The sequence below is a fragment of the Pseudomonas sp. NPDC090752 genome, assembly GCF_055584805.1.
In genome coordinates, this window is record NZ_JBVJLI010000003.1 from 377,447 (window position 1) to 400,365 (window position 22,919).

21 protein-coding genes are annotated in these 22,919 nt (G+C 63.8%); 14 read left to right on the forward strand and 7 right to left on the reverse strand.

Going from position 1 to position 22,919, the window contains the following annotated elements:
- Positions 1-113 precede the first annotated feature (113 nt).
- Positions 114-518, forward strand: coding sequence for a histidine kinase (locus ACZ6YA_RS06910; protein ID WP_465896386.1), 405 nt, complete (start codon positions 114-116; stop codon positions 516-518).
- A 78-nt stretch (positions 519-596) separates the two neighbouring features.
- Entirely contained in the window at positions 597-878 is a 282-nt protein-coding gene (locus tag ACZ6YA_RS06915; RefSeq protein ID WP_465896387.1) for a DUF3509 domain-containing protein, read from the forward strand.
- 127 nt (positions 879-1,005) lie between these two features.
- Here ACZ6YA_RS06915 and ACZ6YA_RS06920 read toward each other — a convergent pair whose 3' ends face one another.
- Together ACZ6YA_RS06920 and ACZ6YA_RS06925 are read right to left on the reverse strand one after the other, a co-directional pair.
- Positions 1,006-1,863, reverse strand: a complete 858-nt coding sequence (locus tag ACZ6YA_RS06920) for a TIGR02285 family protein (protein ID WP_465896388.1) — start codon at positions 1,861-1,863, stop codon at positions 1,006-1,008.
- A gap of 14 nt (positions 1,864-1,877) precedes the next feature.
- Positions 1,878-3,077, reverse strand: coding sequence for a CaiB/BaiF CoA transferase family protein (locus ACZ6YA_RS06925; RefSeq protein WP_465896389.1), 1,200 nt, complete (start codon positions 3,075-3,077; stop codon positions 1,878-1,880).
- A gap of 132 nt (positions 3,078-3,209) precedes the next feature.
- Here ACZ6YA_RS06925 and ACZ6YA_RS06930 point away from each other — a divergent pair, with 132 nt between their 5' ends.
- From ACZ6YA_RS06930 to ACZ6YA_RS06940, 3 genes are all read left to right on the forward strand, one after another.
- Positions 3,210-3,752 carry a YaeQ family protein gene (locus ACZ6YA_RS06930; RefSeq protein ID WP_465896390.1) on the forward strand — a complete coding sequence of 181 codons (543 nt, stop codon included), beginning with the start codon at positions 3,210-3,212 and terminating at the stop codon, positions 3,750-3,752.
- 12 nt (positions 3,753-3,764) lie between these two features.
- Positions 3,765-5,474 carry a single-stranded-DNA-specific exonuclease RecJ gene (recJ, locus tag ACZ6YA_RS06935; RefSeq protein WP_465896391.1) on the forward strand — a complete coding sequence of 570 codons (1,710 nt, stop codon included), beginning with the start codon at positions 3,765-3,767 and terminating at the stop codon, positions 5,472-5,474.
- A gap of 130 nt (positions 5,475-5,604) precedes the next feature.
- Positions 5,605-6,711 (forward strand): NADH:flavin oxidoreductase/NADH oxidase, encoded by a 1,107-nt coding sequence (locus ACZ6YA_RS06940; RefSeq protein ID WP_465896392.1) that lies wholly within the window; start codon positions 5,605-5,607, stop codon positions 6,709-6,711.
- Positions 6,712-6,835: 124 nt separating this feature from the next.
- On the opposite strand, the gene ACZ6YA_RS06945 is transcribed toward ACZ6YA_RS06940, so the two are convergent.
- From ACZ6YA_RS06945 to ydcS, 5 genes are all read right to left on the reverse strand, one after another.
- Positions 6,836-8,260 carry a gamma-aminobutyraldehyde dehydrogenase gene (locus tag ACZ6YA_RS06945; protein WP_465896393.1) on the reverse strand — a complete coding sequence of 475 codons (1,425 nt, stop codon included), beginning with the start codon at positions 8,258-8,260 and terminating at the stop codon, positions 6,836-6,838.
- Between the two features lie 17 nt (positions 8,261-8,277).
- On the reverse strand, positions 8,278-9,084 hold the full coding sequence (locus tag ACZ6YA_RS06950) for an ABC transporter permease (protein ID WP_465896394.1): 807 nt from the start codon (positions 9,082-9,084) through the stop codon (positions 8,278-8,280).
- Positions 9,074-9,985 (reverse strand): ABC transporter permease, encoded by a 912-nt coding sequence (locus tag ACZ6YA_RS06955; protein ID WP_465896395.1) that lies wholly within the window; start codon positions 9,983-9,985, stop codon positions 9,074-9,076. The genes ACZ6YA_RS06950 and ACZ6YA_RS06955 overlap by 11 nt, the downstream gene beginning before the upstream one ends.
- Before the next feature lies 1 nt (position 9,986).
- Positions 9,987-11,027 carry an ABC transporter ATP-binding protein gene (locus ACZ6YA_RS06960; RefSeq protein ID WP_465896396.1) on the reverse strand — a complete coding sequence of 347 codons (1,041 nt, stop codon included), beginning with the start codon at positions 11,025-11,027 and terminating at the stop codon, positions 9,987-9,989.
- A gap of 150 nt (positions 11,028-11,177) precedes the next feature.
- Complete coding sequence (gene ydcS, locus ACZ6YA_RS06965; protein ID WP_465896397.1) at positions 11,178-12,329, reverse strand: putative ABC transporter substrate-binding protein YdcS; 1,152 nt, start codon at positions 12,327-12,329, stop codon at positions 11,178-11,180.
- Between the two features lie 175 nt (positions 12,330-12,504).
- Between ydcS and ACZ6YA_RS06970 the strand changes: the two genes are divergently transcribed.
- From ACZ6YA_RS06970 to prfB, 9 genes are all read left to right on the forward strand, one after another.
- Complete coding sequence (locus tag ACZ6YA_RS06970; protein ID WP_465896398.1) at positions 12,505-13,191, forward strand: tellurite resistance TerB family protein; 687 nt, start codon at positions 12,505-12,507, stop codon at positions 13,189-13,191.
- A 186-nt stretch (positions 13,192-13,377) separates the two neighbouring features.
- Positions 13,378-14,940 (forward strand): methyl-accepting chemotaxis protein, encoded by a 1,563-nt coding sequence (locus ACZ6YA_RS06975; protein WP_465896458.1) that lies wholly within the window; start codon positions 13,378-13,380, stop codon positions 14,938-14,940.
- Positions 14,941-14,945: 5 nt separating this feature from the next.
- Positions 14,946-15,452 (forward strand): chemotaxis protein CheW, encoded by a 507-nt coding sequence (locus ACZ6YA_RS06980; RefSeq protein WP_465896399.1) that lies wholly within the window; start codon positions 14,946-14,948, stop codon positions 15,450-15,452.
- Positions 15,449-16,705 (forward strand): CheR family methyltransferase, encoded by a 1,257-nt coding sequence (locus ACZ6YA_RS06985; RefSeq protein ID WP_465896400.1) that lies wholly within the window; start codon positions 15,449-15,451, stop codon positions 16,703-16,705. The genes ACZ6YA_RS06980 and ACZ6YA_RS06985 overlap by 4 nt, the downstream gene beginning before the upstream one ends.
- Positions 16,702-17,367, forward strand: coding sequence for a chemotaxis protein CheW (locus ACZ6YA_RS06990; protein WP_465896401.1), 666 nt, complete (start codon positions 16,702-16,704; stop codon positions 17,365-17,367). The genes ACZ6YA_RS06985 and ACZ6YA_RS06990 overlap by 4 nt, the downstream gene beginning before the upstream one ends.
- Positions 17,364-19,646, forward strand: coding sequence for a response regulator (locus ACZ6YA_RS06995; protein WP_465896402.1), 2,283 nt, complete (start codon positions 17,364-17,366; stop codon positions 19,644-19,646). The genes ACZ6YA_RS06990 and ACZ6YA_RS06995 overlap by 4 nt, the downstream gene beginning before the upstream one ends.
- Positions 19,643-20,656: a chemotaxis-specific protein-glutamate methyltransferase CheB gene (gene cheB, locus ACZ6YA_RS07000; protein WP_465896403.1), complete on the forward strand. Its 1,014-nt coding sequence runs from the start codon at positions 19,643-19,645 to the stop codon at positions 20,654-20,656. Before ACZ6YA_RS06995 ends, cheB begins: the two co-directional genes overlap by 4 nt.
- Positions 20,657-20,707: 51 nt before the next feature.
- Positions 20,708-21,712 (forward strand): Wsp signal transduction system regulator diguanylate cyclase WspR, encoded by a 1,005-nt coding sequence (gene wspR, locus ACZ6YA_RS07005; protein ID WP_465896404.1) that lies wholly within the window; start codon positions 20,708-20,710, stop codon positions 21,710-21,712.
- A 92-nt stretch (positions 21,713-21,804) separates the two neighbouring features.
- Positions 21,805-22,900, forward strand: a protein-coding gene (gene prfB, locus ACZ6YA_RS07010; RefSeq protein WP_465896405.1) for a peptide chain release factor 2 whose coding sequence is annotated in 2 segments (ribosomal slippage) — positions 21,805-21,876 and positions 21,878-22,900 — 1,095 coding nt in all. Because the reading frame shifts where the segments join, the coding sequence is not laid out codon by codon here.
- Positions 22,901-22,919 lie beyond the last annotated feature (19 nt).

Genomic DNA, 22,919 nt, shown 5'->3' on the forward strand with positions numbered 1-22,919 from the left:
CAAGCCCGCTCCCACAGTTTTTGCGGCGTTTTCGTTCAAATTCCTCGGAATTTTCCTATATAGGACTTGCTGTCCGTTGCATAGAGTTACCGATCCCTCTCAAGGAGCGGCTCATGCATCAGCCCTACGTGTTGATTCACCAGGCACGGCCTTCCCACCAGATCCTCCTGCACCAGGCGTGCAATGCCCAGGGCATTTTTGACGTGCGCGTCACCCTCGACCTTGCCGACCTCGACGCCTGCCTGGCGCGCAAACGCAAAGTCGACTTGCTGATCGTCGACCATGCGTTGGCACTTGCCGGTGGCGTTGCCTTGCTCAAGCGCGTCCAGCGCAATCCGTCATTACGTGCGCTGCTGTTCACTGGGCATCCCTGTGCCCGTCGCCCTGATCTGGCAAAAGAGGCGCGACGGCGTGGGCTCTGGGTATTGGCCGATCTGCCCTGGCCGTTGCCGGTGCAACAATGGCAACGGGCTTTGCAGCGTATTCAAACGGTCACATCCCCCACGCATGCTCACTGAAACAGCGCGGTGGTACGAACTTTCCGCTGCGCTTGTTGGTCAGTTCCTTCATGTCCCACCACGCAGCGAGTGATCCGGATGGAAAGAATTTGCAGACTGCTTAATGACGCCCTGAGCCCCTATCAGACCCAGCTTGGCCCCGTGGATACCAGCGGCAACCGCCAATTGATCGTATTCGACAGCCTCGGTGGCACCACCTTGCGCCGCACAGTCAGCTCACGCCAGTTGCAGGAGCAGCGGCTGCTCATCGACCTGGTCGACGGTTTGCACCGTGATTTGCAAATTGCCGAAGGGCGCCTGCAGCCTTGTGTCATTGCAGCGTTGCAACAACGTCAGCAGCCTGCGGGAACCTTTGCCTGAATGGCTTATCAGAGACAGTGACGACAGCCAGCCAGCACATAGCTCCGGTGATGGCAGGTTGTCGCGGGAAGCCCGACAGGGCTTTCGATTGGCCCCGGACGTCCTCCCCAGCGTTCGGGGTTTCTTTTTAGTGCGCTTCGAAGAAGTGCTTGCTCTGTTCCAGGTAATCCGCTTGCAGATCCGCGTCCAGCCAGCGTGCATAAAGCGCGGGCAGCGTGCCCTGGCGTAGTGCGGGTAGCAACTGGTCGATATGGGCAACGGCTTCACGTCCCAGCGGTGAGTTGGTGCAACCCACGTGCAGGAACTGGTAGCGGTTCACGCCTTGTATCGGGTGAAACTGGTAGTCAGCCAGCGTCTCACCTTGCTGTTGAATCAGGTAGCGTACTTCCGGCCAGTAGCCGAGCACCAGTTGCAAGCGCCCCAGACGCTGCATCTGCAGCAGGCTGGCTGTGGCATCGTTGCCGTAATGGCGGCTGAAAACGCTGTCGGGCAGCTGTCGCAGCATGTCGTCGATCTGAGTGTTGTAGCTGCGTTCGGCGACGATGCCGAGTTTCAGCGCTGTGGTGCTCAGCAAACCCTGAAGGTCGACTTGCTGGTCATGCAAAAACGGGGTCAGCAGCGCCTCGCCTTGCTTGCGTACCACCAGGCCACCGCTCATCACGCCCAGCGTCGGTTCGGAGAAGTGCACGAACTTCGCGCGCTCCGGCGTCCATAGCAGGGTCGGGTCGCAGGTGAAGCTACTGGCGTCCTGAAGCATCTGGATGCCGCGCGCCCGGTTGACCCGGACGATGGCGTGGTCGTATTCCGGCATTTGCCTGATCAGCAGCGGCAACATCTGGTCGACCACGCCCTGGCCTTTCTCCTCACCCTCGAAGATGGTAAACGGTGGCAGATCGCGGACCAGCCACAGTAGGCGCTCCTTGGCCTGTACCGGCGCGATGGCCATGGCGAGCAGCAGCCCGCACAGCGAGGCCAGCGTGCGCATGGGCGAGGGCAGCCTCAGACCGTGCCCGCCTGGCGCAGTCCGGCAATAGCGGCAGCGTCGTAACCCAGGGTGGTCAGCAGGGCGTCGGTGTGTTCACCCAGCGCCGGACCGACCCACTCGGTGGAGCCGGGCGTTTCCGACAATTTGGGCACGATGCCTGGCATCTTGAACGGTTTGCCGTCGGGCAGGCGGGCCTGCAGGAACATTTCGCGGGCCAGGTACTGCGGGTCATTGAACATGTCTTCTGCCGAATAGATACGGCTGGCCGGCACTTGGGCGGCAGTCAGTATTTGCATCACCTGCTCCAGGGGCAGGCTGTTGGCCCAGCGGTCGATCAACCCATACAGTTCGTCTCGGCGTGCGTCGCGGCCATCATTACTGGCCAGGGTCGGGTCATCTGCCAGGTCATTATGGCCGATAGCCTGCATGAAACGCTTGAAGATCGCATCGCCATTGGCACCGATCTGCACATGTTTACCGTCGGCGCTGGTGTGGATGGAGGAGGGGGTGATGCCGGGCATGATGTTGCCGGTGCGTTCGCGAATGAAGCCAAACACGTCGAACTCCGGGACCATGCTTTCCATCATGGCGAAGATCGCCTCGTACAGCGCCACGTCTACTACCTGCCCCTGGCCGCCATTGACTTCGCGGTGACGCAGCGCCATCAGCGCACCGATCACACCCCACAACGCAGCGATCGAGTCGCCGATGGAAATGCCGGTGCGCACCGGTGGGCGGTCGTCGAAGCCGGTGATGTAGCGCAGCCCGCCCATCGACTCACCCACGGCGCCGAAGCCCGGTTGGTCTTTCATCGGCCCAGTTTGACCAAAGCCCGACAGGCGCACCATCACCAGCTTCGGATTGAGGGCATGCAGCACATCCCAGCCAAGGCCGAGTTTTTCCAGCACGCCGGGACGGAAGTTCTCGATGAGGATGTCGGCCTCGGCCAGCAACTGCTTGAGGATGTCGCGACCTTCGGGGTGCTTGAGGTTAAGGGTCAGCGACTGCTTGTTGCGCGCCTGCACGAACCACCACAGTGACGTGCCCTCATACAGCTTGCGCCACTTGCGCAGCGGGTCGCCGCCATCGGGCGACTCGACCTTGATCACCTCGGCACCGAACTCGGCGCAGATGCGCGAGGCGAACGGGCCGGCGATCAAGGTGCCGAGTTCGATGACTTTCAGGCCGGCGAGGGGTTTGCTGGGCGTAGACATGAGGCATCCGTGGCAGCTAGACAGATCCGTGGTTTTATCATAGGTCGGTAACGGCAGATACTGCTGCGGGGCAACGAAGATCAGGATCGGTTAGACTGTGCCACTTTTCTTTGCGCAAGAAGCCCGTCGACCATGGCCCAGCCGTCCACCACCTACAAATTCGAACTGAATCTGACCGATCTCGACCGCGGCGTGTATGAAAGCGTCAAGCAGACCATTGCTCGTCACCCTTCGGAAACCGAAGAGCGCATGGCGGTTCGTCTGTTGGCTTATGCACTCTGGTACAACGAGCATTTGGCGTTCGGCCGCGGCTTGTCGGATGTCGATGAGCCGGCGTTGTGGGAAAAGAGCCTCGACGATCGCGTTCTGCACTGGATCGAGGTCGGTCAACCAGACGCTGATCGCCTGACCTGGTGTTCGCGTCGTACCGAGCGCACCAGCTTGCTGGCTTACGGTAGCTTGCGCGTCTGGGAGACCAAGGTGCTGAGCGCGGTAAAGAACTTGAAAAACCTGCACATCGCCGCCGTGCCTCAAGATGTTCTGGAAACCTTGGCCACAGACATGCCGCGCAGCATCAAGTGGGATGTGATGATCAGCGAAGGCACAATCTTCGTCACCGACGATCGTGGCCAGCACGAAGTGCAGCTGCAGTGGCTGCTCGGTGAGCGTGGCTGAGCCGACTGACCGATGCGTATCGAACCCCGCCCGCTGCCGCCGACCCTGCCATTTCTGGGTAACCTGCCACCCTTGCTGACCCGCCTGTACGCCGCCCGTGGTGTGCAATCCGAGGCCGAGCTGGACAAGAGCCTGGCGCGGCTATTGCCGTACCAGCAGCTCAAAGGCATCGATGCAGCGGTTGACCTGCTGGTCGAGGCCCTCGACCAGCGCCAACGCATCCTCATCGTCGGCGACTTCGATGCCGATGGCGCCACCGCCAGTACCGTCGGCGTGCTTGGCCTGCGCCTACTGGGCGCAGTCCACGTCGATTACCTGGTGCCCAACCGTTTCGAGTATGGCTACGGGCTCACCCCAGAAATCGTCGAAGTAGCACTGCAGCGTCAGCCGCAGTTGCTGGTCACCGTCGACAACGGCATCTCCAGCGTCGAGGGTGTGTCGGCGGCAAAAGCGGCCGGGCTCAAGGTGCTGGTCACCGACCACCACCTGCCGGGCCAGCAATTGCCCGATGCCGACGCCATCGTCAACCCGAACCAGCCAGGCTGCGACTTCCCGAGCAAGGCGCTGGCCGGCGTCGGGGTGATCTTCTATGTGCTCATGGCCTTGCGTGCACGCCTGCGCAGCCTGGGGCGCTATGAAAACCAGGCTCAGCCGAACATTGGCGAGCTTCTAGATCTGGTTGCCCTGGGCAGCGTCGCCGACGTGGTGCCGCTGGATGCCAACAACCGCATTCTGGTGCATCAAGGCTTGGAGCGCATCCGCGCAGGCCGGGCGCGGCCAGGGCTGAAGGCGATTCTGGAAGTGGCGCGTCGCGATCACCGGCGCATCACCTCAACCGACCTCGGCTTCATTCTCGGCCCACGGCTCAACGCCGCCGGACGCTTGGACGACATGAGCTTGGGTATCGAATGCCTGCTGTGCGAGGACGAGGCGCTGGCCCAGGACATGGCCAAGCAGCTGGACGACCTTAACCAGGACCGCAAATCCATCGAGCAGGGCATGCAGCGCGAGGCGCTGGCCCAGCTCAAGGACCTGCCGGTCGAATCCATGCCGTATGGCTTGTGCCTGTTCGATGCCGACTGGCACCAAGGCGTGATCGGCATTCTTGCTTCGCGCCTGAAGGAACGTTACCACCGGCCGACCATCGCCTTTGCCGATGCCGGCGATGGCATGCTCAAGGGCTCGGCGCGTTCGGTGCCGGGGTTTCATATCCGCGATGCGCTGGATGCGGTGGCGGCGCGCCATCCGCAGTTGATCAGCAAGTTTGGCGGGCATGCCATGGCGGCGGGGCTGTCACTACCGGAAGGTAATTTCCCGGCATTTGCCGAGGCGTTCGACGAAGAAGTGCGGCGCCAATTGCGCGAGGAAGACCTCACCGGGCGCCTTCTGTCGGACGGCAGCCTGGCGGTGGAGGAGTTTCATCTCGACCTGGCCAAGGCCCTGCGCCACGCCGGGCCATGGGGGCAGCACTTCCCCGAGCCGCTGTTTCACGGTGTGTTTCAGCTGGTGGAGCAGCGGGTGGTTGGCGAGCGGCACCTGAAGGTCGTGCTCAAGAGCGAATGTGGCTCAGTGCGCCTGGACGGCATTGCCTTCGGCATCGACCGCGAGGTCTGGCCCAACCCCACCGTTCGCTGGGTGGAGCTGGCCTACAAGCTGGATGTCAACGAGTTTCGCGGCAATGAAAGCGTGCAGCTGATGATCGCCCACATCGAGCCGCGCTGAGGGCAGTGCAAATCCCAAGGACCTTCCCGACTGGCAATCTGGTCTAGTCTGAAGAATGACCGATACCGGGCCAGCGTCGTGCATGAGTGTCCGGGCCGGATCACCATTGGAGTCCTTGGGAGGTGCCCTCATGAGCCTGCTGCTCGAGCCTTACACCCTGCGTCAACTGACGTTGCCCAACCGCATCGCCGTCTCGCCGATGTGCCAGTATTCCGCCGTCGATGGCCTGGCCAACGATTGGCACCTTGTCCATCTGGGCAGTCGCGCCGTGGGGGGCGCAGGCCTGGTTATCACTGAGGCGGTGGCGGTAACCGCCGATGGCCGCATCACCGCTGAAGACCTCGGCTTGTGGGTTGATGAGCAGATCGCCCCGCTGCAGCGCATCACCCGCTTCATCACGGCCCAAGGCGCTGTACCGGGCATCCAGCTAGCCCACGCCGGGCGCAAGGCCAGCACCTATCGCCCGTGGCTGGGCAAGCATGGCAGCGTCAAGCTGGAGGAAGGCGGCTGGCAGCCGGTGGGGCCGTCGAAGATTGCCTTCGACCCGCAGCACACGCCACCGCGTGAATTGAGCCAGACCGAGATCCAGGACGTGATCGACGCGTTCGTGGCATCGACCGAACGGGCGTTGAAGGCCGGCTTCAAAGTCGTTGAAATCCACGCCGCCCATGGGTACCTGCTGCACCAGTTCCTCTCGCCGCTGAGCAACCAGCGCCGTGATGAATATGGCAGTTGCTTTGAAAATCGCGTCCGTCTGACCTTGCAGGTGACCGAGGCGGTGCGCAAGGTCTGGCCGCAGGAGCTGCCGGTGTTCGTTCGGGTGTCGGCGACTGACTGGGTGGAAGACGGCTGGAACCCGGACGAAACCGTCGAGCTGGCGCGCCGCCTGCGGGCCTTGGGGGTCGACCTGATCGACGTCTCCTCCGGTGGCACTTCGGTGAATGCCGAAATCCCTACCGGCCCCGGCTACCAGACCCGCTTCGCCGAGCGGGTACGCAAGGAATCGGAAATCGCCACCGGCACCGTAGGCATGATCACCGAACCGGCGCAGGCCGAGCATATCCTGCGCACCGGGCAGGCCGACCTGATCTTCCTCGCCCGCGAGCTGTTGCGCGATCCTTACTGGCCGCTGCATGCCGACGACGACCTGGGCGGTAACAGGGCGACGTGGCCCGCGCAGTATCAACGGGCGACCAGCCGGGCGAATCCGATCCATGAGTCGGATTTGCGGGATTAGATAGCCTGTTCCGGCCTCTTCGCGGGACAAGCCCGCTCCCACAGGATTTGTGATGTACGCAAGGGTTGCACTTACCTGTGGGAGCGGGCTTGTCCCGCGAAGAGGCCATTAGCAGCATTTCAAATCAATGCTTGATCATCACATGCCTTACGCACGTGTAGTCCTCCAACCCATACATCGACAAATCCTTCCCATACCCCGAATGCTTCTGCCCGCCGTGGGGCATTTCGCTGACCAGCATGAAGTGGGTGTTGACCCAGGTGCAGCCATACTGCAAGCGCGCCGCGAGGCGGTGGGCGCGGCCGGTGTCGCGGGTCCACACCGATGAGGCCAGGCCGTATTCCGAGTCGTTGGCCCATTCCAGCGCCTGGGCTTCATCGGTGAAGCGTGTCACCGATACCACCGGGCCGAACACTTCGTGCCGTACTATTTCGTCATCCTGCAGCGCATCAGCCAGCACCGTCGGCTCGAAGAAGAAGCCATCGCCTGGCAGCGCCTTGCCGCCGGTGACCAGGCGGATATGCGGCTGGGCGATGGCGCGCCCGACCAGGCCGGCTACCTTGTCGCGGTGCTGGGCGCTGATCAGTGGGCCGAGTTCGGTGTCCTCGGCGTCCTGCAGGCCGGTTTTCAGGCTGGCCACGGCTTTGCCGAGACGTTCGACGAAGCGCTCGTAGACGCCAGCTTGCACGTACAGGCGGCAGGCCGCGGTGCAATCCTGCCCGGCGTTGTAGAAGCCGAAGGTGCGGATGCCGTCGATGGCGGCATCGAGGTCGGCATCGTCGAACACCAGCACCGGCGCCTTGCCGCCGAGCTCCATGTGCATGCGCTTCACGCTGTCGGCGGTGGCGCCGATGATGTGCGCGCCGGTAGGGATCGAGCCGGTCAGCGAGACCATGCGCACCTTGGGGTGGGTGATCAGCGGATTGCCGACCGTCTGGCCACGGCCGAAGAGGATGTTGAGTACGCCGGGCGGCAGTACGCCCTTGGCCAGCTCGCCGAGGCGCAGGGCGGTCAGCGGGGTCAGTTCGGACGGTTTGATGACCACGGTATTGCCGGCGGCCAGAGCCGGGGCGATCTTCCACGCCAGCATCATCAATGGGTAGTTCCAGGGCGCGATCGAGGCCACCACGCCCAATGGGTCGCGGCGGATCATCGACGTGTGCCCGGGCAGGTACTCGCCCGCTGCCGAGCCACCGAGGCAGCGGGTAGCGCCGGCGAAGTAGCGGAACACATCGGCGATGGCCGGCATCTCGTCGTTCAGGGCTGCGCTGAACGGTTTGCCGCAGTTCTGCGACTCCAGCCTGGCCAGCTCATCGGCATGGGCTTCGATGATGTCGGCCAATGCCAGCAGCGCGAGCGAGCGTTCCTTGGGGCTGGTCTGCGACCAGCTATCGAATGCCTGGTCGGCGGCGCGCACGGCGGTATCCACCTGAGCCTCGGTGGCTTCGTTGATCTGCGCCAGGGCACTGCCTTCGGCCGGGTTGAGCACGGTCCAGGTCGGGCCTTCGCCTGCGACCAGGCGGCCATTGATCAGCATGTGGGTTTGCATCGGGGGCTCCTTGTGGTTCATTTGCCGCTGCCCGCGACGCTTTCACCGCCGCGAGTCAGGTAGTAGGCGCCGAGGATCGGCAGCATGGTCACCAGCATCACCAGCATGGCCACCACGTTGGTCACTGGTACATCGCGCGGGCGGCTGAGCTGGTTGAGCAGCCAGATCGGCAAGGTGCGCTCGTGGCCGGAGGTGAAGGTGGTGACGATGATTTCGTCGAACGACAGGGCAAAGGCCAGCATGCCGCCGGCCAGCAACGCCGAACCAAGGTTTGGCAGGATGATGTAGCGGAAGGTCTGCCAGCCATCGGCGCCCAGGTCCATCGAGGCTTCGATCAGGCTCTGCGAGGTACGTCGCAGGCGGGCGATGACGTTGTTGTAGACGATCACCACGCAGAAGGTCGCGTGGCCGACCACGATGGTGAACAAGCCGGGTTCGATGCCGAGTGTCTTGAACGCCGAGAGCAGGGCGATGCCGGTGATGATGCCGGGCAGGGCGATGGGCAGGATCAGCATCAGCGAGATACTCTCCTTGCCAAAGAAGCTGCGCCGGTACAACGCCGCCGAGGCGAGTGTGCCGAGCACCAGTGCGATCAATGTGGCCAGGCAGGCCACCTGCAGTGACAGCTTGATCGCTTCGAGTACATCCGGGCGGGCGAAAGCCACGGCGAACCATTTGAGGGTGAAGCCCTTGGGCGGGAAGCTGAACGCTGCGTCTTCGGTGTTGAAGGCGTACAGGAAGATGATCAGGATTGGGAAGTGCAGGAACAGCAATCCGCCCCAGGCTGCCAGGCGCAGGCCCGTGGACGCTTTTTCAGAGTGCATCGAAGGCCCCCAGGCGCTTGACGATGGACAGGTACACCGCGATCAGCACGATCGGCACCAGGGTGAAGGCTGCTGCCATCGGCATGTTGCCGATGGCCCCTTGCTGGGCGTAGACCATGCTGCCGATGAAGTACCCCGGTGGGCCGATCAGCTGCGGCACGATGAAGTCGCCCAAAGTCAGCGAGAAGGTGAAGATCGAACCGGCGGCGATGCCCGGTATCGACAGTGGCAGGATCACCTGCATGAACGTCTGCCTGGGCCGCGCGCCGAGGTCTGCCGAGGCCTGCAGCAGTGAAGGCGGCAGGCGTTCCAGTGCGGCCTGCACCGGTAGGATCATGAACGGCAGCCAGATGTACACGAACACCATGAAACGCCCCAGGTGTGAGGTCGACAGCGTGCTGCCGCCCACTCCGGGCACGGTCAGCAGCGCCTGAAGCAGGCCTTCAAGGTGCAACTGCTGGACGAACCACTGGGCCACCCCGCCCTTGGCCAGCAGCAGGGTCCAGGCATAAGTCTTGACGATGTAGCTGGCCCACATCGGCATCATCACGGCGATGTAGAAGAAGGCCTTGGTCTTGCCGCTGGTGTAGCGCGCCATGTAGTAGGCGATGGGGAACGCCAGCACGGCGCTGGCCAGCGATACCGCCACGGCCATGGCCAGGGTACGCAGGATGATGTCGAAGTTCGACGGGTTGAACAGCGCGGCGAAATTGCCCAGGGTCAGTTGCGGGGTGACCGCCATGGTGAAGTCGTCGAAGGTATAGAAGCCTTGCCACAGCAGGTTGAGCAGCGAACCCAGGTAAATGGCGCCGAACCAGGTCAGCGGGGGAATCAACAGCATCAGCAGGTACAGGTTGGGGCGGCGGTAGAGCAGGTTGGAGATGCTGCGCAACGGGCTCATCTTACTGCCCCTCAGCCAGGACGGTTTCCTGCAGCACCGTCATCGCCTCGCGCGGCCAGTGCGCCTGCACCCGCTGGCCGGGTAGCCAATCGTGGGGTTGCGCCTGCCAGCGGTCGTTGGCCTGGCTGACCGCCAGCAGCTGGCCGCTGTCCAGTTGCACCTCATAGCGGGTGGCGCTGCCTTGGTACTGGATGTCGCGCAGCAGGCCGCTGATCTGCACGCCGTCGCCGGCTGCGGCTTCGCTCAGCAGGCGGATATGTTCGGGGCGGATGGAGAAGGGCGTGCGGCTGCCGCTGAGGTGTTCGGCCAGGTCGCCGCGGACCACGTTGGAGGTGCCGACGAACTCGGCGACGAAGGTGGTGGCCGGCTTCATGTACAGGTTACGGGGCGTATCGACCTGTTCGATGCGACCGCGGTTGAACACCGCCACGCGGTCCGACATCGACAGCGCTTCGGTCTGGTCATGGGTGACGAAGATGAAGGTGATGCCCAGTTGGCGCTGCAGCTTTTTCAGCTCGCCCTGCATCTGCTCGCGCAGTTTCAAGTCGAGCGCGCCGAGTGGTTCGTCGAGCAACAGTACCCGTGGACGGTTGACCAGGGCGCGCGCCAGGGCCACGCGCTGGCGCTGTCCGCCCGACAGCTGCGCCGGCTTGCGTTCGCCATACCCCGCCAGGGCCACCATGGCCAGCGCCTCCTCGGCGCGCGCATGGCGTTCAGCTTTGGCAACGCCCTTGACCTTGAGGCCATAGGCGATGTTGTCGCGCACGTTCATGTGCGGGAACAGTGCGTAGTCCTGAAATACGGTGTTGACGTCACGCTGGTAGGGCGGCACGCCGGCGGCTTCGATGCCATGTATGCGGATGGAGCCGCTGCTGGGTTGCTCGAAGCCAGCTATCAGGCGCAGGCAGGTGGTCTTTCCCGAGCCGGAGGGGCCGAGCATGGAGAAGAATTCGCCATCGATGATGTCGATGCTGACCTGGTCAACGGCCTTGACCTCGCCGAAGGTGCGGGATACCTGGGTGAATTGAACTGCTAGGGGCATGGGCGGTCCTCGGCTGTACTTGTGGTGCCAGTGTCGGCCCCTTCGCGGGGCAAGCCCGCTCCCACAGGTTCTGCACAACTCTCAAGGTCTGTGCAAAACCTGTGGGAGCGGGCTTGCCCCGCGAAGAGGCCAGTACAGGCACATCAGAACTTAGCGTCCTCCCATGATCGCAATGTAGTCCTGCGTCCAACGGCTATAGGGTACGAACTTGCCACCCTGGGCTTGCGGGGTCTTCCAGAAGGCGATCTTGTCGAAGTTGTCGAAACCATTGGTCTTGCACCCTTCGGCGCCTAGCAGCTCACTGCCGGTGCAAGCCGCCGGCACTGCCGGCAGCGAGCCGAACCAGGCCGCCACGTCGCCCTGTACCTTCGGCTGCAGCGACCAATCCATCCATTTGTAGGCGCAGTTGGGGTGTTTGGACTCGCTGTGCAGCATGGTGGTGTCGGCCCAGCCGGTGGCGCCTTCCTTCGGTATGGTCGAGGCCACCGGCTGGTTCTCGGCCTTCAGACCATTGACCATGTAGCCCCAGGAACTGGATGCGACCACGCCTTCGTTCTTCACATCGCTCATCTGCACCGTGGCGTCATGCCAGTAACGGTGGATCAGCGGTTGCTGCTGGCGCAGCAGTTCGAGTACCGCCTTGTACTGGGCCTCGTTCAGCTCGTAAGGGTCCTGGATACCCAGCTCCGGTTTGGCCGACTTCAGGTACAACGCCGCATCGGCCATGTAGATCGGCCCGTCATAGGCCTGCACGCGGCCTTTGTTCGATTTGCCGTCGGGCAGGTCCTGTGGCTCGAACACCACGCTCCAGCTGGTGGGCGCCTCTTTGAAGGTCGTGGTGTTGTACAGCAACACATTCGGCCCCCACTGGTAGGGCGTGCCATAGACCTGCTTGTCGACCACGTACCAGCCGCCGTTCTGTAGGCGCGGGTCGAGGTTCTTCCAGTTGGGGATCAGCGCGGTGTTGATCGGTTGCACCTTCTTGCCGACGATCAGGCGCAGCGAAGCATCGCCGGAGGCGGTGACCAGGTCGTAACCACCTTTGTTCATCAGGCTGACCATTTCATCGGAGGTAGCGGCGGTCTTGACGCTGACCTTGCAGCCGGTTTCCTTCTCGAAACCGCTGACCCAATCGTAGGCCTTGTCGCTCTCGCCGCGTTCGATGTAGCCGGGCCAGGCAACGATGTCCAGGCGGCCCTCGCCGGCGCCCAGCGCCTTGGGCAACTCGGCGGCCTGCAGACCGGCGCCGGCCAGCAGTGCGCCGGTCACGGCGCCGAGCAAAGCGGTCTTGTGCACTGACATGGTGTTCCCTCTTTTTGGAGATCTTTGAATGTCATAAGCGTAGTGCGCTTGCGCGATGTCGAGTCTAGTTGGCTTTTTGCCCGCTAACGCAACATCTGGAAGCAAATCCACGGGTGGCCATGAACCCGGCAAGCCTTACTCTGGCCGTTACTTTCCGCAGCGTGGAGACATGCGAATGAACACTCGGGGCCTGCTCGATCAACTGCTCAAATCCGGCCAGGAACTGCTGAACAAACAGACTGGCGCGGGCAAGCCCGCTTCCGGCTCAGCAGGCCTCGGCAGCCTGCTTTCAGGCGCCGGTGGCGGGGCTTTGGGTGCCGGTGCCATCGGCCTGTTGCTGGGCAGCAAGAAAGCCCGCAAGTACGGCGGCAAGGTCATTACCTATGGCGGCCTGGCCGCGCTTGGCGTGCTGGCCTACAAGGCCTATGGCAACTGGCAGGCGCGTCAGGGCGCAGGGCAAGCGAGCGAACCGCAGACCCTCGACCGCCTGCCGCCGGCCCAGGCCGAACAGCACAGCCAGGCGGTATTGCGCGCGCTGGTGGCGGCGGCCAAGTCCGATGGCCATATCGACGAGCGCGAGCGCGAGTTGATCGAAGGCGAGTTCACTCGCCTGGACAGCGACCGCGAGCTGCAGCACTGGCTTCATACTGAACTGAACAAACCGCTGGACCCTGCTGAAGTGGCCCGTGCCGCGCAAACGCCGGAGATGGCCGCCGAGATGTACCTGGCCAGCCTGATGATGGTCGATCAGCAGAACTTCATGGAGCGCGCTTACCTGGATGAACTGGCCCGCCAGCTGCGCCTGGACCCGGCACTGCGCCAGGAATTGGAGAACCAGGCGCGCCTTGCCGTGGGGCAATAACGGGTACATGGCCTATCCAGCGGGCAAGGATGCCTGTTTACCCTGTATTCAGCCGCAAAAGCGTAGGAAGCCTGGGCTATACTTCGACGATTTTTCCCGCTCGTTGTGAATTCCTGAGGGCTGAATGTGAAGAACTGGACCTTGCGCCAACGGATCCTGGCAAGTTTCGCCGTGATCATCGCCATCATGCTGCTGATGATCGTTGCCGCCTACTCGCGGCTGGTGGCGATCGAAAGTGCCGAGGAGGCCGTAGGTACCGACAGCATCCCCGGGGTCTACTACAGCTCGATGATCCGCAGTGCCTGGGTCGACAGTTACGTCACCAGCCAGCAGTTGGTGGGGTTGTCCGACCATCGAGAGATCACCGCTGCCGACATTGAGCTGTTCAAGAGCTTTGAAGACCGCCTCAAGCAGCATATGGCGAGTTACCAGCAAACTATTCAGGACAAGGACGACCAGGCGCGTTTCGACACCTTCACACAGATGGAAGAACAGTACATCGACAGTGTAGGTCAGGTACTCGAAGCCTATCGTCGACGCGACTATGCCGAAGCCGAGCGGCTCATCAAGGATGTATTGACCCCAGCCTGGGTGGAAGGTCGCAAGCACCTCAACACGGTAATCGAATACAACCGCGAAGCGGCAGACGCTGCCACCCACGAAATCGTCAGTGCCGTGAGCACCGCCAAAGGCAGCATGATCGTCTCGCTGCTGCTGGCGATCGTCGCCGCCGGTATCTGCGGGCTGCTGTTGATGCGCGCCATCACGGCACCCGTGCAGCGAGTGGTGCATGCCCTCGACAAACTGCGCTCGGGCGACCTGAGCATGCGCATGAGCCTGGACCGCAAGGACGAGTTCGGCGCCATCGAAAGCGGTTTCAACGAAATGGCCGAGGCGTTGGCCAACCTGGTGTCGCAGGCCCAGCGCTCGTCGGTGCAGGTGACCACCTCGGTCACGGAAATTGCCGCCACCTCCAAGCAGCAGCAGGCCACCGCCACCGAAACGGCAGCCACCACCACCGAAATCGGCGCCACCTCGCGCGAAATTGCCGCCACCTCGCGCGACCTGGTGCGCACCATGACCGAGGTCACCAGTGCCGCCGACCAGGCTTCGAGCCTGGCCGGTTCCGGCCAGCAGGGGCTGGCGCGCATGGAAGACACCATGCACCAGGTCATGGGCGCCGCCGACCTGGTCAACGCCAAGCTGGCGATCCTCAATGAAAAAGCCAGCAATATCACCCAGGTGGTGGTAACCATCGTCAAGGTCGCCGACCAGACCAACCTGCTGTCGCTTAATGCCGCCATCGAGGCGGAAAAGGCCGGCGAGTACGGCCGCGGGTTCGCCGTGGTGGCAACCGAAGTGCGCCGCCTGGCCGATCAGACGGCCGTCGCCACCTATGACATCGAGCAGATGGTGCGCGAAATTCAGTCGGCGGTATCGGCTGGGGTCATGGGCATGGACAAGTTCTCCGAAGAGGTGCGCCGTGGCATGTTCGAGGTGCAGCAGGTGGGTGAGCAACTGACCCAGATCATCCACCAGGTACAGGCGCTGGCGCCGCGCGTACTGATGGTCAACGAAGGCATGCAGGCCCAGGCCACCGGTGCCGAGCAGATCAACCAAGCGCTGGCGCAGCTTAGCGATGCCAGCACCCAGACGGTAGAGTCGCTGCGCCAGGCCAGCTTCGCCATCGACGAGTTGAGCCAGGTGGCCGCGGGCCTGCGCGGCGGTGTGTCGCGCTTCAAAGTCTGACTGCCATGACTGACCAGCACCTTCATCCGGCTGCAGCGGCCAGCGCCAAGGGCACGCTGTACCTGCAGTTTCGTCTCAACCAGCAACGCTTCGCCCTCGACGTGCGCGAGGTGGTCGAAGTGTTGCCGCGCCGGCCACTCAAGCCGATCGCCCAGGCGCCGGCCTGGGTCGCCGGCATCCTCGCCCACCGTGGCGTGCTGGTGCCGGTGGTCGACCTCTCGGCCCTGAGCTTCGCCCAGCCGGCGGCCGAGCGCACCAGCACCCGTCTGGTGCTGGTGCGTTACCGTGACGAACACCCGTTGGGGTTGATCCTCGAACAGGCCACCGAGACCCTGCGCTGCCCCGCCGATGAGTTCCAGCCTTACGGCCTGGACAATGGCGAAGCGCGCTATCTGGGCCCGGTTCGCCAGGACGCTGATGGTCTGCTGCAACGCATCGAAGTCGATGACCTGCTGCCCGATGCCGTGCGCGAGCTGCTGTTCCCCCGTGAGCCTGGGCAGGTGCCAGCATGAGCGAGCAACGGTTTTTCCGCTTCCTCCAGGAGCGCATAGGCCTGGATGTCGACTCGGTCGGCGTGCCCATGGTCGGGCGTGCCTTGCAACAGCGCTGTGTCGCGGTCAATGCCGTCGACCTGCACGATTATTGGCTGCGCCTGCAGCAATCGGCAGAAGAACAGCAGGCGTTGATCGAGGCGGTGATCGTCCCGGAAACCTGGTTTTTCCGCTACCCGGAGTCGTTCACCGCGTTGGTCGGGCTGGCCCAGAAACGCCTGGGCGAACTGGCCGGCGAGCGGCCGCTGCGTTTGCTGAGCCTGCCATGCTCCACGGGGGAGGAACCTTACTCGTTGGCCATGGCGCTGCTCGATGCGGGTATGAACCCTGCGTCTTTCCACATCGACGGTATCGACATCAGCCCCAATTCTGTGGCCAAGGGCGTACAGGCAGTCTACGGGCGCAACTCGTTTCGCGGCAGTGAGCTGGCTTTTCGCGAGCGCCACTTCCACGAGCTCGATGATGGCCATGCCTTGGACGAGCGCGTGCGCGAGCAGGTGAGTCTGGCCGTGGGCAATGTGCTCGACCCGGCGCTGGGCGGCCGCAACGGTTACTACGACTTCGTGTTCTGTCGCAATTTGCTGATTTACTTCGATGTGCCGACGCAGCAGCGGGTCTTCGAGGTGCTCAAGCGCCTGACACACGAAACCGGTGTCCTGTTCATCGGCCCGGCCGAGGGCAGTCTGCTGGCACGGCTGGGCATGCGACCGTTGGGCATAGCCCAGTCGTTTGCCTATGTTCGCCAGCCGGCCGATGCACCGGCACCGCTTGACCTGCCATGGCGTAGTCCACCGGCACCCGTTACCCCCATCACGCCGAGCCGGCCTATGCCCGCACCGGCTTCGCGGCCTGCGCGAGCGGCCCCGGTTGTCGCGCCTGCAACGGCACAGCGCGAAACCGAAAGCGCTCTGCTGGCCATCATCGCGCGCCAGGCCAATGCCGGCGAAAGTGCTCAGGCCCGGGCCAGTTGCCAACGTTACCTGCAGCAATTCGCGCCCAAGGCCCAGGTGTATTACTGGCTGGGGCTGCTCAGCGATACCGAAGGCGATGCCCGGCAGGCGCTGACGCATTACCGCAAGGCCCTGTACCTGGAGCCTCAGCACCCTGAAGCGCTGTTGCACCTGGCCATGCTGCTGGCGGCCCAGGGCGACGAAGCCGGCGCGAGGCGCTTGCAGGAACGCGCAGCGCGCGCAGGTCGGGAGTCTGAACGATGAACGTCGAACACGCGATCGAGCTGCTTGCTCAACAGGACATGCACATCGACGATTGCTGGAACCGTATCGGCGTGCATGGCGACAAGCAGTGCCCGTTGCTCGAACGGCATATCCATTGCCGCAACTGTGACGTCTACGCTGCCGCAGCCACCCGCCTGCTCGACCGCTATGCACTGGTCCAGGACGATCACCTCCACGAAGTTGCAGTGCCTGAGGCCAACCTGGGCCGTTCGTTGCTGTTGTTCCGTCTCGGGGACGAGTGGCTGGCCTTGGCGACTACCTGCCTGGCCGAGATCGCCCCGGTGCAGTCGGTGCACTCCTTGCCTCATCAGCGTTCCCGGGTGATGCAAGGGGTGGCCAACGTGCGTGGTGCCCTGGTGCCGTGCCTGTCGCTGAGCGAGCTGTTGGGAACGAGCGCTGTTTCCGAGCAGGTGCACGGCGGCCGAGCGATGCCGCGTCTGCTGATTCTCGCGGCGGCCGGCGGCCCGGTAGTGCTGGCAGTGGACGAGATCGACGGTATTCATCGCCTCGATCCCGCCCTGCTCGGTGCTTTGCAAGACACCGCACCCTTCACCGCTGCCGTGCTGCAGTGGCGCGGGCGCAGCGTGCGGGTGCTGGACGATCAACAACTACTGTCTGCCGTGCAGCGGAGCTTGTCATGACCCCAGAGCAAATGCGCGACGCATCGTTGCTCGAACTGTTCAGCCTGGAAGCTGAAGCCCAGACCCAGGTGCTCAGCACCGGGCTGATGGCGCTGGAACGCAACCCGACCCAGGCCGATCAGTTGGAAGCCTGCATGCGTGCGGCGCACTCCCTCAAGGGCGCTGCACGGATCGTCGGCATCGATGCCGGGGTCAGCGTGGCCCATGTGATGGAAGATTGCCTGGTGGCAGCACAGGAAGGCCGCTTGCGACTGCGCGCCGATCACATCGACGCGCTGCTGCGTGGCACCGATCTGCTGCTGCATGTCGCTACCCCCGGGGACCCGGCAGGTGAAGCGGCAGTGCCAGCGTTCCTGGCGCAGATGGCTGGCCTGCTCGATCCCGCTGGCACACCTGTCCCCGCAGCGCCGCCGACCACGCCAGCTGTGCCGATGGTGGCGGCGCCCCATGCCGAACCAGTGGTCAGCGAGCCAGAACCCGAGCCCGACGCGCAATTACCGCGCAAGGCCGGCAAGCGCGGCGGTGAAGGGGGCGAGCGGGTCTTGCGGGTGACTGCCGACCGCCTCAACAGCTTGCTCGACCTGTCGAGCAAGTCACTGGTCGAGACCCAGCGGCTCAAGCCGTACCTGGCCACCCTGCAGCGCCTCAAACGCATGCACGGCCAGGGCATGCGCGCGCTCGATGGCCTGAAGACGCAGCTGGAAGACAGCGGCCAGAGCGTCGAAGTGCTCGACGCCTTGGCCCAAACCCAGCGTCTGTTGGTGGAGACCCAGCAGATCTTGCAGCAGCAGGCTGCCGACCTCGACGAATTCGGCTGGCAGGCCAGCCAGCGTGCCCAGTTGCTCTATGACACGGCGTTGGCCTGCCGCATGCGCCCATTTGCCGATGTGCTCACCGGTCAGAGCCGCATGGTCCGTGACTTGGGGCGCTCGTTGGGCAAGCAGGTGCGTCTGCAGATCGACGGTGACAAGACCCAGGTCGACCGTGATGTGCTGGAAAAGCTCGAAGCGCCGCTGACCCATTTACTGCGCAATGCGGTCGACCATGGCATCGAATTGCCCGAGCAACGCGTGCTGGCAGGCAAGCCGGAGGAGGGCGCAATCCGCCTGCGCGCCTCGCACCAGGCTGGCATGTTGATCCTCGAACTGAGCGATGACGGCGCGGGTATCGACCTGGAGCGGCTGCGCCGCAGTATCGTCCAGCGCGGCCTGTCGCCGGCTGAAACAGTGGCGCAGATGAGCGAGGCAGAGCTGCTGACCTTCCTGTTCCTGCCGGGCTTCAGCATGCGCGACAAGGTGACCGAAGTGTCCGGCCGCGGCGTTGGCCTGGATGCCGTGCAGCATATGGTCCGTGACTTGCGCGGCTCGATCGAGCTGACCCAGCAGGCCGGACAGGGTTGCTGCTTCCACCTGGAGGTGCCGCTGACCCTGTCGGTGGTGCGCAGCTTGGTGGTGGAAGTGGGCGGTGAAGCCTATGCGTTCCCGCTGGCGCATATCGAACGCACCTTGGAGGTGACGGCCGAGCAGATCGTGCAGATCGAGGGGCGCCAGCATTTCTGGCACGAGGGCCGGCATATCGGCCTGGTCGCGGCCAGCCAGCTGCTCAACCGGCCGACCGCGCCGGGCAATGAAAGCAGCTTGCGGGTGGTGGTGATCCGCGAGCGCGAACAGCTTTACGGCGTGGCCGTGGAGCGCCTGATCGGCGAGCGGGTGCTGGTGGTGATGCCGCTCGACCCGCGCCTGGGCAAGGTCCAGGACATTTCAGCTGGCGCGCTCTTGGACGACGGCTCGGTGGTGCTGATCATCGACGTCGAAGACCTGCTGCGCTCGGTCGAGAAGCTGCTCAGCACCGGCCGCCTGGAGCGTATCGAACGCGGCGTGCAGGGCGGCCGTGGGGCCAGCCGCAAGCGCATCCTGGTGGTCGACGATTCGCTCACCGTGCGCGAGCTGCAACGCAAGTTGCTGAGCAACCGCGGCTTCGAAGTCGCCGTGGCGGTCGATGGCATGGACGGCTGGAACGCGCTGCGCAGCGAGGACTTCGACATGCTGATTACCGACATCGACATGCCGCGTATGGACGGCATCGAACTGGTCACCCTGGTGCGCCGAGATCAGCGCCTGCAGTCACTGCCGGTGATGGTGGTGTCGTACAAGGACCGTGAGGAAGATCGACGGCGTGGCCTGGACGCTGGCGCCGACTACTATTTGGCAAAGGCCAGCTTCCATGATGATGCGTTGCTGGATGCCGTGGTAGAACTGATCGGAGATGCTCAGGGATGAAGATCGCCATCGTCAACGATATGCCCATGGCGGTAGAGGCTTTACGCCGGGCCTTGGCCTTCGAACCGGCGCACGAAGTGATCTGGGTGGCCAGCGATGGCGCCGAGGCCGTGCGCCAGTGTGCCGACGCCACACCCGACCTGATTCTCATGGACCTGATCATGCCGGTGATGGATGGCGTCGAGGCAACTCGGCGGATCATGGCCGAGACGCCGTGCGCCATCGTCATCGTCACGGTCGACCGCAAGCAGAACGTGCACCGGGTGTTCGAGGCGATGGGCCATGGCGCGCTGGATGTGGTCGATACGCCGGCCTTGGGCGCTGGGGATGCGCGCGAGGCCGCGGCGCCGTTGCTGCGCAAGATCCTCAACATCAGTTGGTTGATCGGCCAGCAGCGGCCCAGTGCGACCAAGCCGGTCGCGGCGCCGTTGCGCGATGCTGCGCAGCGCCGTGGCCTGGTGGCGATCGGCTCTTCGGCGGGTGGGCCTGCGGCGCTGGAAGTGTTGCTCAAGGGGCTGCCCAAGGCGTTTCCGGCGTCCATCGTGCTGGTTCAGCATGTCGACCAGGTGTTTGCCGCCGGCATGGCCGAGTGGCTCGCCAGCGCCAGCGGCCTGCCGGTGCGTCTGGCCCGTGAAGGTGAACCGCCGCAACCTGGGCAAGTGCTGCTGGCGGGCACCAACCACCATATTCGGCTGCTGCAAAACGGCCAGTTGGCCTACACTGCCGAACCTGTCAACGAAATCTACCGGCCCTCGATCGATGTGTTCTTCGAGAGCGTGGCGCGCTACTGGCGCGGCGATGCGGTGGGCGTGTTGCTCACTGGCATGGGTCGCGATGGCGCCCAGGGTCTGAAATTGATGCGCCAGCAGGGCTTCCTGACCATTGCTCAGGACCAGTCCAGCAGCGCAGTCTATGGCATGCCCAAGGCCGCCGCGGCAATCGACGCGGCGGTGGAAATCCGTCCGCTGGAGCGAATCGCCGGGCGCTTGATGGAAATCTTTGCAAAATGACCCACAGTATTGAATCACCCCGCGCGCGCGGCCGTGATCAGGTGAAAACGGATGACTGATCTACCGATCGAAGGTTTTGCGACCGCCAATGAAAACTCGGCGATGGTCTTGCTGGTCGACGATCAGGCGATGATCGGCGAAGCGGTGCGCCGCGGCCTGGCTCACGAGCAGAACATCGACTTTCACTTCTGCGCCGACCCACACCAGGCCGTGGCCCAGGCCATGCGCATCAAGCCTACGGTGATTCTGCAGGACCTGATCATGCCCGGCCTGGACGGCCTGACCCTGGTGCGCGAGTACCGCAACAACCCGGCCACCCAGGACATCCCGATCATCGTCCTGTCGACCAAGGAAGACCCGCTGGTCAAGAGCGCGGCTTTCGCTGCAGGGGCCAACGACTACCTGGTCAAGCTGCCGGACACCATCGAACTGGTGGCGCGCATCCGCTACCACTCGCGCTCGTACCTGACCCTGTTGCAGCGCGACGAGGCCTATCGTGCGCTGCGTGTCAGCCAACAACAGCTGCTCGATACCAACCTGATGCTGCAGCGGCTGATGAACTCCGACGGCCTCACCGGGCTGTCCAACCGCCGCCACTTCGACGAGTACCTGGAGCTGGAATGGCGCCGGGCCATGCGCGAACAGCAGCAGTTGTCGCTGCTGATGATCGACGTCGACTACTTCAAGGTCTACAACGACAGCTTCGGCCACCTGGCCGGTGACGAGGCTTTGCGCCAGGTTGCCGAGTGCATTCGCGGCTCCTGCCAGCGGCCCACCGACCTTCCGGCGCGCTACGGTGGCGAAGAATTCGCCCTGGTGCTGCCCAATACCTCGCCCGGTGGTGCGCGTCTGGTCGCTGAAAAACTGCGCCAGTCCGTGCACGGGTTGAATATCCCGCACAGCGCGCCGCAGGCGGATTCGCGCCTGACCGTGAGCATTGGCCTGGCGACGCAGACACCGGCGGTCGGCAGCCACTGCCGGCAGCTCATTTCTGCGGCCGACAAGGGGTTGTACCTGGCCAAGAACAGCGGGCGTAATCAGGTCGGTATCGCCTGAGGCAGAAGCGGCTGCCCAACGGGCTGCCGCTGCTCCCTGGATCGGTTATACTCGCGGGCTTTTCACCGAATTCGTACGAGAGCCCCGCGCCCATGGAAATCCAACCGATCCTGAACACCATCAAGGACCTCACCGAGCGTTCCGAGTCTATTCGGGGGTATCTTTGACTACGATCAAAAAGCTGACCGCCTGATCGAAGTCAACCGCGAGCTGGAAGACCCGGCCGTCTGGAACAAACCCGAGTATGCCCAGGCCCTGGGCCGCGAGCGTGCCATGCTGGTGCAGGTCGTCGAGACCCTGGACAAGATGTCCGGCGGCCTGGGCGACTGCAAGGACCTGCTCGACATGGCCGTCGAGGAGGATGACGAAGGCGCCGTGAGCGACGTCGTAGCCGAGCTGGAAGGCCTGGAAGAAAAACTGGCCCAGCTTGAGTTCCGTCGCATGTTCAGCGGCGAGATGGACCCGAACAACGCCTACCTGGACATCCAGGCCGGCTCCGGCGGTACCGAAGCACAGGACTGGGCCAACATCCTGCTGCGCATGTACCTGCGCTGGGCCGACAAGCGCGGTTTCGACGCCACCATCATCGAGCTGTCCGAAGGCGAAGTCGCCGGCATCAAGGGCGCCACCGTGCACATCAAGGGCGAGTACGCCTTTGGTTGGCTGCGTACCGAAATCGGCGTGCACCGCCTGGTGCGCAAGAGCCCGTTCGACTCTGGCGCCCGCCGCCACACCTCCTTCTCGGCAGTGTTCGTGTCGCCTGAGATCGACGACAAGGTCGAGATCGATATCAATCCGTCCGACCTGCGCATCGACACCTACCGCTCCTCCGGTGCCGGTGGCCAGCACGTCAACACCACCGACTCCGCGGTGCGTATCACCCACGTGCCGACCAACACCGTGGTGGCTTGCCAGAACGAACGCTCGCAGCACGCCAACAAGGACACCGCCATGAAAATGCTGCGGGCCAAGTTGTACGAGCTGGAAATGCAAAAGCGCAACGCCGCTTCCCAGGCGCTGGAAGACAGCAAGTCGGACATCGGCTGGGGCCACCAGATCCGCTCCTACGTGCTGGACGACTCGCGTATCAAGGACCTGCGTACCGGCGTCGAGCGCAGCGACTGCAACAAGGTGCTGGACGGCGACATCGACCAGTACCTGGAAGCGAGCCTCAAGCAGGGGCTGTAAGCCGCACACCACCGCCGCG

Excerpts from the sequence above, each read along its gene's own strand:
- ACZ6YA_RS06995 (WP_465896402.1), top strand. The coding sequence starts at position 17,364 with ATGACCCCAGAGCAAATGCGCGACGCATCGTTGCTCGAACTGTTCAGC.
- ACZ6YA_RS06990 (WP_465896401.1), top strand. The coding sequence starts at position 16,702 with ATGAACGTCGAACACGCGATCGAGCTGCTTGCTCAACAGGACATGCAC.
- ACZ6YA_RS06940 (WP_465896392.1), top strand. The coding sequence starts at position 5,605 with ATGAGCCTGCTGCTCGAGCCTTACACCCTGCGTCAACTGACGTTGCCC.
- ACZ6YA_RS06975 (WP_465896458.1), top strand. The coding sequence starts at position 13,378 with ATGCTGCTGATGATCGTTGCCGCCTACTCGCGGCTGGTGGCGATCGAA.
- recJ (WP_465896391.1), top strand. The coding sequence starts at position 3,765 with ATGCGTATCGAACCCCGCCCGCTGCCGCCGACCCTGCCATTTCTGGGT.
- ACZ6YA_RS06970 (WP_465896398.1), top strand. The coding sequence starts at position 12,505 with ATGAACACTCGGGGCCTGCTCGATCAACTGCTCAAATCCGGCCAGGAA.
- ACZ6YA_RS06945 (WP_465896393.1), bottom strand. The coding sequence starts at position 8,260 with ATGCAAACCCACATGCTGATCAATGGCCGCCTGGTCGCAGGCGAAGGC.
- ACZ6YA_RS06980 (WP_465896399.1), top strand. The coding sequence starts at position 14,946 with ATGACTGACCAGCACCTTCATCCGGCTGCAGCGGCCAGCGCCAAGGGC.
- ACZ6YA_RS06920 (WP_465896388.1), bottom strand. The coding sequence starts at position 1,863 with ATGCGCACGCTGGCCTCGCTGTGCGGGCTGCTGCTCGCCATGGCCATC.
- wspR (WP_465896404.1), top strand. The coding sequence starts at position 20,708 with ATGACTGATCTACCGATCGAAGGTTTTGCGACCGCCAATGAAAACTCG.
- ACZ6YA_RS06930 (WP_465896390.1), top strand. The coding sequence starts at position 3,210 with ATGGCCCAGCCGTCCACCACCTACAAATTCGAACTGAATCTGACCGAT.
- ACZ6YA_RS06925 (WP_465896389.1), bottom strand. The coding sequence starts at position 3,077 with ATGTCTACGCCCAGCAAACCCCTCGCCGGCCTGAAAGTCATCGAACTC.
- ACZ6YA_RS06985 (WP_465896400.1), top strand. The coding sequence starts at position 15,449 with ATGAGCGAGCAACGGTTTTTCCGCTTCCTCCAGGAGCGCATAGGCCTG.
- ACZ6YA_RS06955 (WP_465896395.1), bottom strand. The coding sequence starts at position 9,985 with ATGAGCCCGTTGCGCAGCATCTCCAACCTGCTCTACCGCCGCCCCAAC.
- ACZ6YA_RS06950 (WP_465896394.1), bottom strand. The coding sequence starts at position 9,084 with ATGCACTCTGAAAAAGCGTCCACGGGCCTGCGCCTGGCAGCCTGGGGC.
- cheB (WP_465896403.1), top strand. The coding sequence starts at position 19,643 with ATGAAGATCGCCATCGTCAACGATATGCCCATGGCGGTAGAGGCTTTA.
- ACZ6YA_RS06960 (WP_465896396.1), bottom strand. The coding sequence starts at position 11,027 with ATGCCCCTAGCAGTTCAATTCACCCAGGTATCCCGCACCTTCGGCGAG.
- ydcS (WP_465896397.1), bottom strand. The coding sequence starts at position 12,329 with ATGTCAGTGCACAAGACCGCTTTGCTCGGCGCCGTGACCGGCGCACTG.
- ACZ6YA_RS06915 (WP_465896387.1), top strand. The coding sequence starts at position 597 with ATGGAAAGAATTTGCAGACTGCTTAATGACGCCCTGAGCCCCTATCAG.
- ACZ6YA_RS06910 (WP_465896386.1), top strand. The coding sequence starts at position 114 with ATGCATCAGCCCTACGTGTTGATTCACCAGGCACGGCCTTCCCACCAG.